At 68.7% G+C, this 14,763-nt stretch carries 14 protein-coding genes; 9 read left to right on the top strand and 5 right to left on the bottom strand.

Going from position 1 to position 14,763, the window contains the following annotated elements; genetic code table 11:
• Positions 1–177 precede the first annotated feature (177 nt).
• The 3 genes from AC07NG_RS09335 (at position 178) to AC07NG_RS09345 (ending at position 4,128) form a co-directional block, all read left to right on the top strand.
• Positions 178–3,438: an intermembrane phospholipid transport protein YdbH family protein gene (locus AC07NG_RS09335; RefSeq protein WP_494593523.1), complete on the top strand. Its 3,261-nt coding sequence runs from the start codon at positions 178–180 to the stop codon at positions 3,436–3,438.
• A gap of 142 nt (positions 3,439–3,580) precedes the next feature.
• A complete protein-coding gene (locus AC07NG_RS09340; RefSeq protein WP_058349385.1) occupies positions 3,581–3,760 on the top strand; it encodes a YnbE family lipoprotein in 180 nt (59 codons plus the stop codon).
• Positions 3,761–3,774: 14 nt separating this feature from the next.
• Positions 3,775–4,128, top strand: coding sequence for a YdbL family probable chaperone protein (locus AC07NG_RS09345; RefSeq protein ID WP_110120767.1), 354 nt, complete (start codon positions 3,775–3,777; stop codon positions 4,126–4,128).
• Between the two features lie 217 nt (positions 4,129–4,345).
• On the opposite strand, the gene AC07NG_RS09350 is transcribed toward AC07NG_RS09345, so the two are convergent.
• A complete protein-coding gene (locus AC07NG_RS09350; RefSeq protein ID WP_110120766.1) occupies positions 4,346–5,128 on the bottom strand; it encodes an SDR family NAD(P)-dependent oxidoreductase in 783 nt (260 codons plus the stop codon).
• Between the two features lie 55 nt (positions 5,129–5,183).
• Between AC07NG_RS09350 and AC07NG_RS09355 the strand changes: the two genes are divergently transcribed.
• Together AC07NG_RS09355 and AC07NG_RS09360 are read left to right on the top strand one after the other, a co-directional pair.
• A complete protein-coding gene (locus AC07NG_RS09355) occupies positions 5,184–5,606 on the top strand; it encodes a YkvA family protein (protein ID WP_492856622.1) in 423 nt (140 codons plus the stop codon).
• Positions 5,599–6,231, top strand: a complete 633-nt coding sequence (locus AC07NG_RS09360) for a lysoplasmalogenase (protein WP_494593526.1) — start codon at positions 5,599–5,601, stop codon at positions 6,229–6,231. Before AC07NG_RS09355 ends, AC07NG_RS09360 begins: the two co-directional genes overlap by 8 nt.
• A gap of 135 nt (positions 6,232–6,366) precedes the next feature.
• Here AC07NG_RS09360 and AC07NG_RS09365 read toward each other — a convergent pair whose 3' ends face one another.
• A complete protein-coding gene (locus tag AC07NG_RS09365) occupies positions 6,367–7,728 on the bottom strand; it encodes a glutamate--cysteine ligase (RefSeq protein ID WP_494593528.1) in 1,362 nt (453 codons plus the stop codon).
• Between the two features lie 318 nt (positions 7,729–8,046).
• Positions 8,047–8,763 (bottom strand): 16S rRNA (uracil(1498)-N(3))-methyltransferase, encoded by a 717-nt coding sequence (locus tag AC07NG_RS09370; protein ID WP_494593530.1) that lies wholly within the window; start codon positions 8,761–8,763, stop codon positions 8,047–8,049.
• 46 nt (positions 8,764–8,809) lie between these two features.
• On the opposite strand from AC07NG_RS09370, the gene ppk2 reads away from it, so the two are divergent.
• The 3 genes from ppk2 to AC07NG_RS09385 all read left to right on the top strand — a co-directional run bounded on the left by ppk2 (position 8,810) and on the right by AC07NG_RS09385 (position 10,703).
• Positions 8,810–9,586 carry a polyphosphate kinase 2 gene (gene ppk2 / locus AC07NG_RS09375; RefSeq protein WP_492856628.1) on the top strand — a complete coding sequence of 259 codons (777 nt, stop codon included), beginning with the start codon at positions 8,810–8,812 and terminating at the stop codon, positions 9,584–9,586.
• A gap of 233 nt (positions 9,587–9,819) precedes the next feature.
• Positions 9,820–10,521, top strand: coding sequence for a hypothetical protein (locus tag AC07NG_RS09380; protein WP_494593532.1), 702 nt, complete (start codon positions 9,820–9,822; stop codon positions 10,519–10,521).
• A complete protein-coding gene (locus tag AC07NG_RS09385) occupies positions 10,518–10,703 on the top strand; it encodes a hypothetical protein (RefSeq protein WP_494593534.1) in 186 nt (61 codons plus the stop codon). The genes AC07NG_RS09380 and AC07NG_RS09385 overlap by 4 nt, the downstream gene beginning before the upstream one ends.
• Positions 10,704–10,761: 58 nt before the next feature.
• On the opposite strand, the gene AC07NG_RS09390 is transcribed toward AC07NG_RS09385, so the two are convergent.
• The gene (locus AC07NG_RS09390; protein WP_494593536.1) at positions 10,762–10,929 is read right to left on the bottom strand and encodes a hypothetical protein; all 168 of its coding nucleotides are present in this window, start codon (positions 10,927–10,929) and stop codon (positions 10,762–10,764) included.
• Between the two features lie 495 nt (positions 10,930–11,424).
• Positions 11,425–12,879, bottom strand: coding sequence for a S10 family peptidase (locus AC07NG_RS09395; RefSeq protein ID WP_494593931.1), 1,455 nt, complete (start codon positions 12,877–12,879; stop codon positions 11,425–11,427).
• A 408-nt stretch (positions 12,880–13,287) separates the two neighbouring features.
• Between AC07NG_RS09395 and lpdA the strand changes: the two genes are divergently transcribed.
• A complete protein-coding gene (lpdA, locus tag AC07NG_RS09400; protein WP_494593538.1) occupies positions 13,288–14,691 on the top strand; it encodes a dihydrolipoyl dehydrogenase in 1,404 nt (467 codons plus the stop codon).
• Positions 14,692–14,763 lie beyond the last annotated feature (72 nt).

Raw genomic sequence — 14,763 nt, forward strand, 5'->3', positions numbered from 1 at the left:
TCGATGCGTTCGCTAATGGGCGAGTGTCGATAACGGCTCCGGGGTGGGAATGACGGGAAGAAGGGGGTGGCCGAGCGAAGGCCGCGCGTCCCTCTCCCTGTTTCAATACCGGCGCTTTCTCGACTTTTCCGCAACGGGGGCCTCACAAACGCCACGGCTTGCGGCATGGTGCGGCCGATGGCCGAGCCCCACGCCGACCCCGATTCCGCACCGAAGACCGCGAAACCCAAGCGGGGTCTCCGCCTCGACAAGGCCGCCCTGGCCGACGCCGGGCTGGAGGCCGTGTCGTTCGCGATGATGGCGTTCATCGCCCTGGGCTTTTCCGCCTATTCCGGCCGGCGCGAGATCAGCCGCGCGCTGGCGGAAGCGTGGCTGGCCGAGCGCGGCATCGAGGGCCTGATCTCGGTCGAGAGCCTGGACGCCAGCGGCTTCGCCGGCTCCATTCGCCTCGGCCCCGCCAACGACCCCTATTTCTCGGCAAAGCGGATCGAGGTGGCCTACGACCTGACCGCGCCGTGGTCGGGCGGGCCGTTCGCCATCGACACCCGGGCCGTGCGCATCACCAGCCCGCGCCTGCGCGCCCGCTACGACGGGCAAAAGCTGACCTTCGGCAAGCTCCAGCCGCTGATCGACGAGGCGCTGAAGTCACCCGGCGAGGAAAAGCAGGGCGGGCCGGCGGTTCTGGTCGAGGACGCCCGGGTGACGCTCGACACCCCCGGCGGCGTGGCCCGCCTGACCGGCGACGCCAGCCTCGACGACGGCCAGCTGCTGCGGCTGGACGCGGCGGTGGCGGCCATGCGCTACGCCACCGACAATCTGCAGGTCGAACTGCGCGGGGCGGCCCTGCGCGCCCGCAAGCGCGGCGATCGCCTCACCGTCGACGCCCGCGCCGACGTCGAGGGCCTGGACGCCGAACAGATCGACCTGGAAGAGGCCGACGCCCGCCTCGAGGCCGACGTCGCCTATCCCGATCTCAAGCGCCTGGCCGCGACCGGTCCGGCCGACGTCAAGCTGTCGATCAAGGCGCAAGGCCTGCGGGCCGGCGAGACCAGTCTGGCCTACGTCGAGACCCGCCTGACCCTGGCGGGCCTAGTGGCCGGCGACTTCAAGAAGGGCGGCGCGGCCGCGCGGGTGTCGGGCCAGGCCCGGGCCGGCCGGCTGGTCGCCCCCGGCGTCGAGGCCCGCAGCTTCGCCGCCGAGATCGACAGCGACGCCATGCGGGTGGACTTCGATCAGGCCGGTCTGCGGGCCATCGGTCCGGCGCGGCTGCGCGGCGCGGCCGACCAGGCCCTGGCCGGCGGCGCGGCGCTCAGCCGGGCGTCGGTGGACGTCAAGTCGACGAACCTGGCGTTCTCGGCGCCGAAGGGCGGGGCGATCGGCCTGACGGGCGCGGTGACCGTGGCGGCCGGCGTCGGCCGCGCGGCGCGCGACGGCCTGGGTCTTTCGGCGCTGGTGCTCGACGCCAAGGGCCGCTTCCGGGCCGGCGAGGGGCTGAACCTGAGCCTGGCCGGGCGGGCGGGGGCGGACGGCGCGGTGTCGGCGCCCGACGCCGAGCGCCTGACCGCCGGCCTGCCCAATCCCGCCTACGCCGGCGCCGCACGCAAGGCCCTGGGCGATTTCGAACTCGACGCGCCCGACCTGCGGCTGGAGATCGGCGGCGGCAAGGTTTCGGCCTTCGCCGGCAAGCCGGTGACCCTGGCCTCGGCCAGCGGCGCCAAGGCGACCCTGACCGCAGGCGGCGGCCGACTTGTGGAAAGCGCCGGCGGCGTCTCGCGCGGTTCGGCGACCCTGGCGCTGGCGGGCGGCGGCCTGCCCGAACTGACCCTGACGGCCAGCGACTGGCGCGCCGACGCAGGCGGCTTCGCCTCGCCCGTGACCCTGGCCGGCACGCTCGACGTGCCGCCGGCCGAGGGGATCAAGCTCGACGCCAAGGGCCAGGCCCGCTTCGCCGGCGGGGTGCTGGACGTGCGCCTGGCCGGTTGCACGCCGGTGACCGTGGCCGCCATCGCGGCGGGCGAGGCCGGCGAGCGGCCGATCCAGGACATCGCCCTGGACGTCTGCCCGGTCGCGGCGCCCCTGGTGCGGGTGGCCGGCGGCCGCTGGGAGGCCCAGGCGCGGTTCGCCAACGGACGCGGAACGATCACCGCCGCAGAGGCGAAAGCCGAAGACGTGGCCGGAACCTTCGTCGGCGGCGGGCAGGGCTTCGACCGGGCCGAGGTGCGGCTGACCCAAGGCCGGCTGGTCGACGCGGCCTCGGCCAAGCGGTTCGAGCCGGTCAAGGCGACGGGACGGCTGGCCCTGGCCTCGGGCGTGTGGAGCGGCGGCGTCGATTTCGGCACGGCCAGCGGCTTCGCCCTGGGCCGCATCGACATCCGTCATGGCGTCGAGAGCGGCCGCGGCTCGGCGCTCATCGACGCCTCGAACATCGTCTTCAGCAAGCAGCAGGGCCTGCAGCCGGTGGCGGTCAGCCCGATGGCCGCCTTCGCCAGCGAGGCCGAGGGCAAGGCCAGCTTCAAGGGCCGCTTCGACTGGACCGACAAGGGCGTGACCAGCAGCGGCGAGGTCTCGACCCAGGGGCTGGACTTCCGCGCCAGTCCGCTGGGCTTCGTGGCCACCCTGAACGGCGACGTGAAATTCGACAGCCTGGCGCCGCTGACCAGCGCGCCGGACCAGAAGCTGGCGATCACCCGCATCGACTCCATCGTGCCGCTGGAGGCGGTGGGCGCGGTCTTCACCCTGGGCGCCACCTCGCTGAAGGTGTCGGAGGCGTCGCTGACGGCGGCCAAGGGCAAGATCTCGATCGAGCCGATCGACGTGCCGCTGGACGGCAAGGCGATCACCGGCGTCATCGTCATCGACGGCCTGGACCTTGGCGAGCTGACCGCCGGCTCGACCCTGGCCGACAAGGTCAAGCTGGACGCGGTGGTCTCGGGCCGCCTGCCGTTCCAGTTCAGCGACAAGGGCTTCAAGCTGCTGGACGGCAAGCTGAGCGCCATCAAGCCCGGCCGCATCTCGATCGCCCGCGAGGCCCTGACCGGCGTCGAGGCCAACCAGACCGCCAGCCAGGCCGAGAACGACAGCCCGGGCAATCCCAACAACGCGACCGTCGCCCAACAGCCGGTCAACGCCATCCAGGACTTCGCCTACCAGGCCATGGAGAACCTGGCGTTCGACACCATGGAGGCCGGGGTCAATTCGACGCCGAACGGCCGCCTGTCGCTGCTGTTCCACATCAAGGGCGAGCACGATCCGAAGGTCGCCGAGAAGGCCAAGGTCGGGATCCTGGAGCTGATCCGCGGCAAGGCCTTCCAGCGGCGGATCCCCCTGCCGGCCAAGACGCCGGTGGACCTGACGCTCGACACCTCGCTCAATTTCGACGAGCTTCTGGCCGCCTGGGGCCGTCGTTTCGCCGAGGAAACCGAAGACCGAGCGCGTTAGGCGAAAGTGTATGCGGTTTCGCCGGCTAACGCGCTCGATTGCAAAGAAACCGTCTTTCATTCCAAGGAATGAAAGACTTGGGCCGTTCAGCGCCGGTTCAGCCGTGACCGCGCAACGTGAACCCCGAACTGGAGACTAAGCCATGCACAAGCGCGTCCTGATCGCGACCCTGCTGGCGGCGGGAGGCCTTGCGGCCTGCACCCCGACCGTCCGCGTCAAGGTCGATCCGATCAACATCTACGCCAAGCTGGACGCCGATGTGCGGGTGCGGCTGGACAAGGAAGTCCAGACGCTGATCCAGCAGAACCCGAACCTGTTCTAAGAGGAGGAACCGCCATGATCCGCAAGACGATGACGGTCCTGGCCATCGCGGCCGCCATGGGCGCGGTCGCCGCGCCCGTTCTGGCCCAGTCGGCCGCCGCCAAGGCCGCCGTGGACGCCGGCAAGGCCGCCGGCACGATCGGCGAGCAGGCCGACGGCTTCCTGGGCATCGTGTCGGGCGGCGACGCCGACCTGCGCGCCGCCGTGGCCGAGATCAACACCGGCCGCGCGGCCGTCTACAAGGACACCGCCGCCAAGACCGGCGTCACCGCCGACGCCGCCGGCCAGGCCACCGCCAAGCAGCTCTACGCCCGCCTGGCGCCGGGGCAGTACTGGAAGCCGCTCGGCGGCGGCTGGGTGAAGAAGTAGCCCTGGCCTTAGATGCTCCCCCAGAGGGGGAGGATCTGGATCCTGATCCTTCTCCCCTTGCGGGAGAAGGTGTCGGCGAAGCCGACGGATGAGGGGTCTCTCAAACGCAAGACGCCGCGACGGCTGAACAGCTGTCGCGGCGTTTCTGTATGTGCGACCCCTCACCCGACCCCACTCCGTGGGGCCACCCTCTCCCGCAAGGGGAGAGGGAACCGGATCAGCGCGGGGCCATGCGGATTCCGCCGTCGAGGCGGACGTCTTCGCCGTTGAAGTAGCCGCAGGTGATCATGGTCAGGGCCAGCTGGGCGTATTCGGCAGGGTTGCCCAGGCGCTTGGGGAAGGGCACCGAGGCGGCCAGGGCGGCTTTGACGTTGTCGGGGGCGGCGTTCATCAGCGGGGTGTTGAAGATGCCCGGCAGGATGGTGTTGACGCGGATGCCGTCGTTCATCAGGTCGCGGGCGATCGGCAGGGTCATGCCGATGACGCCGCCCTTGGAGGCCGAATAGGCGGCTTGGCCGATCTGGCCGTCCTCGCCGGCGACGCTGGCGGTGTTGACGATGGCGCCGCGCTCGCCGTCCTCCAGGGGCTCGAGATCGAGCATGCCCTTGGCCGACTTGGCGATGCAGCGGAACGTGCCGACCAGATTGATCTGGATCACCCGGTCGAAGATATCGAGCGGGAAGTGCTTGGTCTCGCCGGTAGCCTTGTCGCGGCTGGCGGTCTTGGCGGCGTTGCCGACGCCGGCGCAGTTGACCAGGATCCGCTCCTGGCCGTGGGCGGCGCGGGCCTTTTCGAAGCCGGCGTCGACGTCGGCGTCGCTGGTGACGTTGACCTTGCAGTAGACGCCGCCGATCTCCTTGGCGACCTCCTCGCCGCGGGCCTCGTTCATGTCGAAGATGGCGACCTTCACCCCCTGGGCGGCCAGGGCGCGAGCGGTGGCTTCGCCGAGGCCCGAGGCGCCCCCGGTGACGACGGCGGCGACGGTGTTGTCGAGTTTCATGGACGTTTCCCCTGGGGTTGCGTTTAATCGTTGTGTTGAGGAGCGGTTTAACCCCATGAGCGCCGACGCCAAACCATCCCCCGACGTCAACGGCGGCGTCACGCCCGACGACGTGCTGGATCCCAGGAAGGCGCTCGTGCCGGCCACGGTGCGGGTCAACGAGCAGCGGGTGGCGCGCGGCTTCTGGCCGAAGATGCGCCGCGTGGCCGCCAAGGTGCCGTTCGCCGCCGACGCTCTGTCGGTGTGGTGGTGCGCCCGCGACCCGGAAACCCCGGCCGCGGCCAAGGGCATGATGTTCGCGGCCCTGGCCTATTTCGTGCTGCCGACCGACGCCATTCCCGACCTGCTGCCGGCCATCGGCTTCACCGACGATGCGGCCGTGATCGCCGCCGTGCTGGCCATCGTCGGCAAGAACCTCAAGCCCCGCCACAAGGACGCCGCCCAGGCCTTCCTCACCAAGCTGTCGTCGGATGACTGACACGCAGCTGTGGGCGATCTGCGGGGTCTGCGCCCTGGCCTATGGCTTCGTGCTGGTGCAGCGGCCGCCGTCGTTCGTGCGCACCGTGGTCAAGGCGGCGGCGACCAGCGCCCTGGCGGTGCTGGCCTATCTGGAAGGCGGCACGGTGCTGCTGGCCGTGGCCCTGACCCTGTGCGCCCTGGGCGACGTGTTCCTGGCCGGCGATCCCAAGCGCTGGCTGCCCTACGGCCTGGCGGCGTTCCTGGCGGGGCACGTGGTCTATGTCATCGTGTTCTGGCGCGAGCGCACGACGCCCAGCCAGGCCTTCTTCGTCATCGCGCCGGTCGCAGCCCTGGTCGGGGCCGTGATGCTGCGGCGGCTTTGGGGATCGCTGGGACCGCTGCGGCCGGCGGTGCTGGCCTATGTGGCGGCGATCCTGGCCATGGTGGTCTCGGCCGCCGCCCTGCCGACAACGCGCTGGCCGGCCACGGCGGGCGCCGTGGCGTTCATGGCTTCGGACGCGATCCTGGCCTTCGACCTCTTCAAGGGGGCCAAGCTTTTTGGCTCGGCGAGGCTCACGGCGTGGGCCGTGTGGTTCCTCTACATCGGCGGCCAGGCGGCGATCGCCTGGGGGATGTTGCGCTGACCGGCTGGCGCCGGCCCCCTCAGTCGCTCCGCGACAGCTCCCCCAGAGGGGGAGCATCTTGAAGGCTCGGCGCTCCTAGATCCTCCCCCTTTGGGGGAGGTGGCCCGGAGGGCCGGAGGGGGTCTTCCCCGGCTTTCAGTAAGCCCCGTCGGTGAACAGCCGGCCGATGTCGCCCTGCCATTCGCCGTGGAACTTCTCCAGCAGGCGTTCGGCGGGGGTGATCCCGCTGTCGGCGATCTCTTCCAGTTCGCCCAGATAGATCGTCTCGTCGAGGAAGCCGCCGTTCAGCTGGGCGCGGGCCTTGAGGCCCTGCTTGGCGATGGCGACGAAGTCCTTGGCGACGTCCTGCACGGTGCGGCCGGCGACCTTGGCCTTCAGGCCCAGGGTCGGCACGTCGCGGCGCAGGCCTTCGCGGTCCTCCACCGTCCAGTCCTTGGCCAGGTCCCAGGCCGCCGCGAGGGCTGCGTCATCGTAGAACACGCCGGTCCACAAGGCGGGCAGGGCGCATAGACGGCTCCAGGGGCCGGCGTCGGCGCCGCGCATTTCCAGATAGGTCTTCAGGCGCACTTCGGGGAAGGCGGTGGTGGCGTGGTCGGCCCAGTCCTTGATCGTGGCCCGCTCGCCGCCGACCTCGTCGATCTTGCCGTCGATGAAGTCGCGGAAGCTGCGGCCGGCCAGGTCGATATAGCGGTCGCCGCGCTTGGCGAAATACATCGGCACGTCGAGCAGGTACTTGGCGTAGCGCTCGAAGCCGAAGCCGTCCTGGAACACGAAGTCCAGCAGGCCCGTGCGGTTGGGATCGGTGTCGGTCCAGACGTTGGCGCGAGCCGACAGGAAGCCGTTCGGCTTGCCTTCCGTGAACGGAGAATTGGCGAACAGGGCCGTGGCGATCGGCTGCAGGGCCAGGCTCATGCGGAACTTGGCGACCATGTCGGCTTCGCTTTCGAAGTCGAGATTGGCCTGCACGGTGCAGGTGCGCAGCATCATGTCGAGGCCCAGGCCCCCGACCTTGGGCATGTAGTTGCGCATGATGACGTACCGGCCCTTGGGCATGATCGGCACCTCTTCGCGCTTCCACTGCGGCGAGAAGCCTACCCCTAAGAAGCCCAGGCCCAGCTCGTCGGCGACGGTCTTGACCTCGTCGAGGTGGCCGCCGGTCTCCTCGCAGATGTCGTGCATGGTCAGCAGCGGCGCGCCCGACAGCTCGAACTGGCCGCCCGGCTCCAGGCTGACATTGGCGCCGTTGCGCTCGAGGCCGATGATCACATCGCCTTCCATCACCGGCTTCCAGCCAAAGCGCTGCAGGCCGACCAGCAGGGCGTGAACGCCCTTATCGCCCTCGTAGGGCACGGGCGTGTGCGAACCCAGATAGAAGCCGAACTTCTCGTGCTCGGCGCCGACGCGGAAGGCCGACTTCGGCTTATTGCCCTTGGCGAAATAGGCGGTCAGGTCTTCGAGGGTCAGCGGGCGCTGATCCAGGCTGGCGGTGTCGGCCATCGCCGTCTCCCCTAAAATCGAACGCTACAGGAGGGGAGGGGCCCGTTCCCCCCGACCGCCACGAAACGCGTGGAGCGCAGTTGGGAGCCGTCTTAGCCGACCTCAAGAGGGTCCGCTACAATTAGCGTTACCGTTCGGTCTCGGACCCAGAGTCCTTCTCCCCCTGCGGGAGAAGGTGGCGGCCGAAGGCCGTCGGATGAGGGGTCTCTCAGACCTATCCACCTCATCCAGTCGTTCCGCTGTCGAAGCGGACAGGGTGTTCGACCCCTCACCCGACCCGCTTCGCGGGCCACCCTCTCCCGCAAGGGGAGAGGGGATTTAGCGCCAATCCCCCGCCGCGGCCTGCCACAGCGTCATGGCGCTGATCGCGGCCGTATCCGCCCGCAGGATGCGTGGACCCAGCGACACCGGCACGACGAACGGCAGCGACCGCAGGCGTTCGCGCTCCTCGGGGGCGAAGCCGCCTTCGGGGCCGATCAGGATGGCGGCGGGCGCGGCCGTGCCGGCCAGGGCCTCGATGGCCGGTTTCGCATCGCCGCCCTCGTCGCAGAACACCAGGCGGCGGGTCTCGTCCCAGCCGTCGAGGATCTTGTCGAGCTTCTCGGGATCCAGGATCGCCGGCACGTCGAGGCGGCCGGTCTGCTCGGCGGCCTCCATGGCGATGGCGTCCAGGCGGCCCAGCTTCATGTAGTCGACATTGGTGCGGCGGGTGATGGTCAGCCGCACGCGGCGGGCGCCCAGTTCGGCGGCCTTCTCGACGATGGTCTCGACCCGGCCGCGCTTGACCATGGCCACGACCAGATCGAGGTCGGGCGTGACGACCTGCTCCCGGGTCTGTTCCTCGGCCTTCAGCAGGCAGCCGCGCTTGCCGGCGTCGACCAGACTGGCGCGCCACTCGCCGTCGGTCCCGTTGAACACCAGGATCTCGTCGCCGACCGACAGGCGCATGACCGAGACGAGATAGCGCGACTGCTCATGGGTCGGAGCGATTCCGGCGTCCTTGGACAGCGGCTGGGGCACGAAGAGGCGGATCATGCGCTCCTTCTAGCGCAGGTTTCCTTTCTGGGGGTAGGCTCCACAAATGACCAAGTCCCGCGACTACGACGAAGAGCTGCGCGACCTGCAGATCGCGCTGATCGCCCTCCAGAGGCACGCCATCGACAAGGGCTGGAAGCTGCTGGCGATCTTCGAGGGGCGCGACGCCGCCGGCAAGGACGGCACGATCGCCCGCATCACCGAGCACCTGCACCGCCGCCAGACGACGGTCGTGGCCCTGCCCGCGCCGACCGAGCGCCAACGCAGCGAGTGGTATTTCCAGCGCTATGTGGAATGGCTGCCGGCCTGCGGCGAGGCGGTGATCTTCAACCGCTCCTGGTACAACCGCGCCGGGGTCGAGAAGGTGATGGCCTTCTCCACGCCCGAGCAGCAGGCCCAGTTCCTGCGCGACGTGCCGGCCTTCGAGACCATGCTGGTCGAGAGCGGCATGCGGTTCTCGAAGTTCTGGCTGGATATCGACAAGGAGACGCAAGCCGAGCGCCTGAAGGCCCGTCGCGACGATCCGCTGAAGGCCTTCAAGACCAGTTCGCTGGACGCCGTCGCCCAGGAGAAGTGGGACGACTACACCGCCGCCCGCGACGACATGCTGGTGCGCACCCACACCGAGACCGCCCCCTGGGTGTGCGTGAAGGCCGACCACAAGAAGGCCGCTCGCCTGAACGTCATCCGCTGGCTGCTGCACACCGCAGCGCCCGCCGGGGCGGCCGGCAAGAAGATCCTCAAGGGCGTGCCCGAGCCTGATCCGGAAGTGATTTTCCGCTTCGAACCGGCGGCCCTGAGCGACGGGCGGCTGGCGCGGTAGGGCGGTTTTTCCTCCGACTCCGGATGGTGACGCGCCGCCGAATTCGCACTTGCAAAATCCGAGCGGCTTATCTTAGGGTTGAGCAAAAGTGCGCGGGGGCGGGCCGAAGTGACGAAAAACAGGGCGGCCGCCGAGGCGAAGGCGAACAATCGCTGGGCGGATCACAGCCCTCGGAAGAGGCGTAACCGCCGGATAACGTTGGCGCTTCCTGTTTCAGTACGCGTGCGTTAACCATGGCTTGGCCCTGGCCGCGTGAGCCTTCTACCTGCGTCTTCGTCGTGGAGGCGGACTTCCCGACCATCGCCGCGATCGGCATCGCGGCCACCGAGGAGGAGCTACGTCAGCTCACGGCCATGATCTGCTCAGGGGTCCCCGACAAGATCGAGTTCGTCGCCAAGTGGCGCGGCGAGGCGGCCGGCGCGGTCAGCCTGTCGATCGACGTCCCTGATCAGGTGCAGTTCTACCAGACGTTCGTACGGACGCCCGAAGGACTGTGCGCCCATCAGGGCGTGTTCTGGATCAACGAGAAGTATCGTCAGGGCGGCCATGCCTGGCGGCTGATGCGCGCCCTGGCCCACGTCTATGCCGACCTGAAGGTCGTGGGCGTCACGACCACGGCCGGAATGGACAACGGCGGCTACACCTGGGCGGCGGCGGGCGCGCGGGCGGTCGATCCGGACCTGCATCGCCGCGAGCTGGTCAAGCGCCTGGACGTCTGCATCGCGAAAGGCGAGGTCGACGCCGACTATCGAGACGCCGTCGTGGAGGTCATCGAGTCCGCGAAGGATGACGATCTGATGCTGACCGTGGCCGCCCTGAGAGACGGGCGAGGCGCGTCGATCGGCAAGGCCATGCTCGTTTCCTATATCTGGGACGCCTACTGGAACCCCAGTGATCCCAGGCTCCGCCAACATCTGATACAGGCTCTGTCATGACCCACACGCCCAGGGCCACGGCCCGCCCCGCCATGCCTGAAGGCATGATCGACGCCTTCAGCGCCGACGCCGACCTGTTCAAGCTGAAGCCGATCGTCCTGCAGCCGGCAAAGGCCAAGGCGGGCAAGGCCGTGGAAGTCGCTCCGGTCGAAGCCGCCGAACCCGTGCTGGCCTTCAAATAGGCTGGCAAATAGGCTGGCAGATAGGCGGGGGGCGAGCGGACGAGGGCCGCGCGCGGCCCTACTTCTGGTGCGCGGCCTTCTTTGTGGGTTGGGGCGCGGCGCCGGCGCGGCCCTTGGGCTGCAGCACGATGGGCGTGATGCGCAGGTCGTCGGCGGCGTCGGCGAAGGCGTCGATGAAGCCGGCCGGGATGGCCGTCTTGCGAGAATTCTGCGGCGTCGTCGCCATGGGCAATCTCCGTTCAAGGCGCGACGGGGTCGCGTCGCGAGCCTGTTGAGAACGGCGGCCTGTAAATCCGTCAGGACAGTCCGTCGTCGCCGCCGTGATCCGAAGATCTCGACGGATGGAAAGCTAAGCTCTGCAGCTTTAAGATACGCCTAAGCGCAGAGCTTTATCGTTAACTCGGGTTAAGAAAACTCTTTACATCCAGTGTTCGTTCCACCTGCTTGATCTGGATCAAGCAAGTCCTGTCGGAGCGGCGTCGACAGCGTTGTCTATGTTGATAGATAGGCTTTTTCGGGGTCTCTTCTCGTCAGCGGGGCGACAATGTTTCGACGCAGCGCCAGCCTCTCGCCTTGGGGGAGGGGCGAGCGACCCCACAGTTGGGTATCCGCGTCCGATCGTCGCAAGGGGACGGTCGAGGTATTTCTCGGCGGCGGAAAAACGAAGACGGCCGCCCCTTTCGGAGCGGCCGCCAGATCGTCTTCCAGAGGAAGAAACGCCTCAGTTGGCGCCGTACAGCTTCCTGACGTCGGCGCGGAAGGCAGCCCCGCTGTCGGGGCGGCTGTAGAACATGTGGCCGCCGGGGTAGTTGGACAGGGTCACCCGGCCGTTGGCGGCGGCCGGCATGGCGTCGACCACCAGGCGCGAGGCGAAGAACGGGCACGACAGGTCGTTGTAGCCGTGGACGATCAGCACCTTCAGCTTGGGGTCCACCGAGACCGACTTGCGCAGGTCGGTGACGGACTCGGTGTCGGGGCCGCGGCCACGATCCCAGGCCTGGTTGACGTCGCCCGACAGCGCCTCGTAGCGGCTCTCGACCTTCCAGCCGACGGTGCGGGTGGTGAAGTCGACGATGGCGCTGGTGGTTGGGGCGATGATCGAGTCGAGGATCGGGTCGTTGGTCTCCTGCTCGGGGGCGAACGGGAAGGGGTCCAGCGAGGTGACGTTGCTGTCGTAGCGGCTGCCCAGGCGGCCCGTCTGGCGGAACACCTCGCGCAGGAACGACTGGGTCTCCAGCCGCCCGCCGGCGCGACGCACATAGGTGGGATCAAGGCCGGTCATGGCCGAGACCTTGGTGGTCAGGCGATCCAGGGCGGCCGGGTCGCTGCCCTTCATCAGGTCGACCATGTATTCGCCGCGCGTGTAGTCCTCGACGTCCTTGATGGCGGCCGGGGTCAGCTTGCCGTCACGCTCCAGCTTGGCGGCGGCGATCGACGGCAGGGTCCACATGGCCGGCAGGGGCGAGATCTCCTGGGCGGTGCGGCCGGCGCTCGACAGCAGCGGCGAGACCAGGACCAGGCCGTTGATCCCGACGCCGTAGTCGGTCTGCAGGGTGTAGGTCAGGCGCGGGCCGCGGAAGCCGCCATAGCTTTCGCCGACGATGTACTTGGGCGAGGGCAGGCGCTCGTTCTTGACCAGCCAGTCGAAGACCACGCGCGACAGGTAGTCGATGTCCTGCTTGACGCCGTAGAAGCGCTTCTTGGTCTCTTCTGGCGTCGTCAGGCTGCGCGAGAAGCCGGTGCCGACGGCGTCGATGAAGACGAGATCGGTGAAGTCCAGCCAGCTGGCCGGGTTGTCCTGCAGGCGGGTGGGGGCCGACGGGCTGTCGCCCTCGGCGCCGAACTGCACGCGCTTGGGGCCCAGGGCGAAGTTCAGATAGACCGAGGCCGCGCCGGGGCCGCCGTTGAAGGCGAAGGTCACCGGGCGGTTGGGATCGCGCGGGCCGTCCAGGGTGTAGGCGGTGAACACCACCTCGGCGATCTTCTTGCCCTTCTCGTCACGCACCGGCAGCGAGCCGACGGTGGCGGTGTAGGCGATGGTCTTGCCGGCCAGGACGGTGGTCTGCTTGACCGACTTGTCGGCCGGGAAGGCGGGCAGTTCGACGGCGGGAGCCTTTTCGGCGGGTTTGGCCTCGTCGGCCAGGGCCGCGCCCGGCAGGGTTCCGGCGGCCATCATTCCGATCGCGAGGGCCGCGCCGGCGGTCCACGACTTCCAAGTGCTGAGCAATGTCGCCTCTGTGTTCCGGAGCCTGGAGCGGGCCGAGTTTCTTCAGGCGCGCTCGGGTGAGGACGAAATGGCTAGAGCAAGGCCAAGCTGTCGGCAAGGACGCCGCTTAAAAGTGGGCTCGCGGCAAGATCGTGCCCGGCGAAGACCCTGCCCGGGTTCGCCTCAAACGCGAGCACGGCTTGGGCGGGCGAGCCGGATTTCCCTTATCCGATCACGACTAAGCACGAAAAACGGGTTCCGTTTTGTCCCCCGCCGCACTAGGAGTAGCCCCGCCTCGGCAAGGCCTGCCAACGCGTCTTGCCGACCCTATATTTTGTCCGGCGCCGGTCCGGCGCGTTGCTCCAAGGCGAAGATCCCATGGCCCAATACGACGTCGTCATCATCGGGGGCGGTCCCGGCGGCTACAACGCGGCGACCCGCGCTGGTCAGCTGGGCCTGAAGACCGCGATCGTCGAAGGTCGCGGCAAGCTGGGCGGCACCTGCCTGAACGTCGGCTGCATGCCCTCCAAGGCTCTGCTGCACGCCTCGGAATACTATGAAGCCGCCGCCGGCGGCGAGTTCGCCAAGCTCGGCATCGAAGTGAAGCCGAAGCTGAACCTCGACCAGATGATGGCCCAGAAGGCCGAGAGCGTCGAAGCCCTGACCAAGGGCGTCGAGTTCATCATGAAGAAGAACAAGGTCGAGTACGTGAAGGGCTGGGGCCGCATCGACGGGCCCGGCAAGGTCGTCGTGAAGGCCGAGGACGGTTCGGAACGCGTCCTGGAAACCAAGAACATCGTCATCGCCACGGGCTCGGAGCCCACCCCGCTGCCGGGCGTGACCATCGACAACGCCGGCCGCATCGTCGACTCGACGGGCGCCCTGTCGCTGCCGACCGTGCCCAAGAGCCTGATCGTGGTCGGCGCCGGCGTCATCGGCCTGGAACTGGGTTCGGTGTGGCGTCGCCTGGGCGCGGAAGTCACCGTCGTCGAGTACCTGGACCGCATCGTCCCGGGCACCGACACCGAAGTGGCGACCGCCTTCCAGAAGATCCTCACCAAGCAGGGCTTCAAGTTCAAGCTGGGCGCCAAGGTCACCGGCGCGGCCGACAAGGGCAAGCAGGCCGAACTGACCCTCGAGCCGGTCGCCGGCGGTCCCGCCGAGACCCTGCAGGCCGACTACGTGCTGGTGGCCATCGGCCGTCGCCCGTTCACGCAAGGGTTGGGCCTGGAAACCGTGGGCATCACCCCCGACAAGCGCGGGATCATCGCCAACGACCACTACAAGACCGGCGTCGACGGCATCTGGGTGATTGGCGACGTGACCTCGGGTCCGATGCTGGCCCACAAGGCCGAGGACGAGGCCGTGGCCTGCATCGAGCTGATCGCGGGCAAGGCCGGCCACGTGAACTACGACATCATCCCGGGCGTCATCTACACCAAGCCGGAAGTCGCCACCGTCGGTAAGACGGAAGACGAGCTGAAGGCCGCGGGCGTCGCCTACAAGGTCGGCAAGTTCCCGTTCCTGGCCAACAGCCGCGCCAAGATCAACCACGAGACCGACGGCTTCGTGAAGGTGCTGGCCGACGCCAAGACCGACCGCATCCTGGGCGCCCATGCCGTGGGTCCCAACGTCGGCGACATGATCGCCGAGATCTGCGTGGCCATGGAGTTCGGCGGTTCGTCGGAAGACGTCGCCCGCACCTGCCACCCGCACCCGACCCGCTCGGAAGCCCTGCGCCAGGCGGCCATGGGCGTCGAAGGCTGGACGATGCAAGCCTAAGACTTGGGCAGGCCTAACAGGCCACGCATCGCCCGAAGATCGGAAAGCCCCGCCGGAGACGGCGGGGCTTTT

The sequence above is a fragment of the Caulobacter sp. GW821-FHT10C03 genome (assembly GCF_059415485.1).

Coding starts and splice junctions, on each gene's coding strand:
- AC07NG_RS09390 (WP_494593536.1), bottom strand. CDS start 10,929: ATGGCGACGACGCCGCAGAATTCTCGCAAGACGGCCATCCCGGCCGGC.
- AC07NG_RS09335 (WP_494593523.1), top strand. CDS start 178: ATGGCCGAGCCCCACGCCGACCCCGATTCCGCACCGAAGACCGCGAAA.
- AC07NG_RS09350 (WP_110120766.1), bottom strand. CDS start 5,128: ATGAAACTCGACAACACCGTCGCCGCCGTCGTCACCGGGGGCGCCTCG.
- AC07NG_RS09340 (WP_058349385.1), top strand. CDS start 3,581: ATGCACAAGCGCGTCCTGATCGCGACCCTGCTGGCGGCGGGAGGCCTT.
- AC07NG_RS09380 (WP_494593532.1), top strand. CDS start 9,820: ATGGCTTGGCCCTGGCCGCGTGAGCCTTCTACCTGCGTCTTCGTCGTG.
- AC07NG_RS09385 (WP_494593534.1), top strand. CDS start 10,518: ATGACCCACACGCCCAGGGCCACGGCCCGCCCCGCCATGCCTGAAGGC.
- lpdA (WP_494593538.1), top strand. CDS start 13,288: ATGGCCCAATACGACGTCGTCATCATCGGGGGCGGTCCCGGCGGCTAC.
- ppk2 (WP_492856628.1), top strand. CDS start 8,810: ATGACCAAGTCCCGCGACTACGACGAAGAGCTGCGCGACCTGCAGATC.
- AC07NG_RS09395 (WP_494593931.1), bottom strand. CDS start 12,879: ATGATGGCCGCCGGAACCCTGCCGGGCGCGGCCCTGGCCGACGAGGCC.
- AC07NG_RS09360 (WP_494593526.1), top strand. CDS start 5,599: ATGACTGACACGCAGCTGTGGGCGATCTGCGGGGTCTGCGCCCTGGCC.
- AC07NG_RS09365 (WP_494593528.1), bottom strand. CDS start 7,728: ATGGCCGACACCGCCAGCCTGGATCAGCGCCCGCTGACCCTCGAAGAC.
- AC07NG_RS09345 (WP_110120767.1), top strand. CDS start 3,775: ATGATCCGCAAGACGATGACGGTCCTGGCCATCGCGGCCGCCATGGGC.
- AC07NG_RS09370 (WP_494593530.1), bottom strand. CDS start 8,763: ATGATCCGCCTCTTCGTGCCCCAGCCGCTGTCCAAGGACGCCGGAATC.
- AC07NG_RS09355 (WP_492856622.1), top strand. CDS start 5,184: ATGAGCGCCGACGCCAAACCATCCCCCGACGTCAACGGCGGCGTCACG.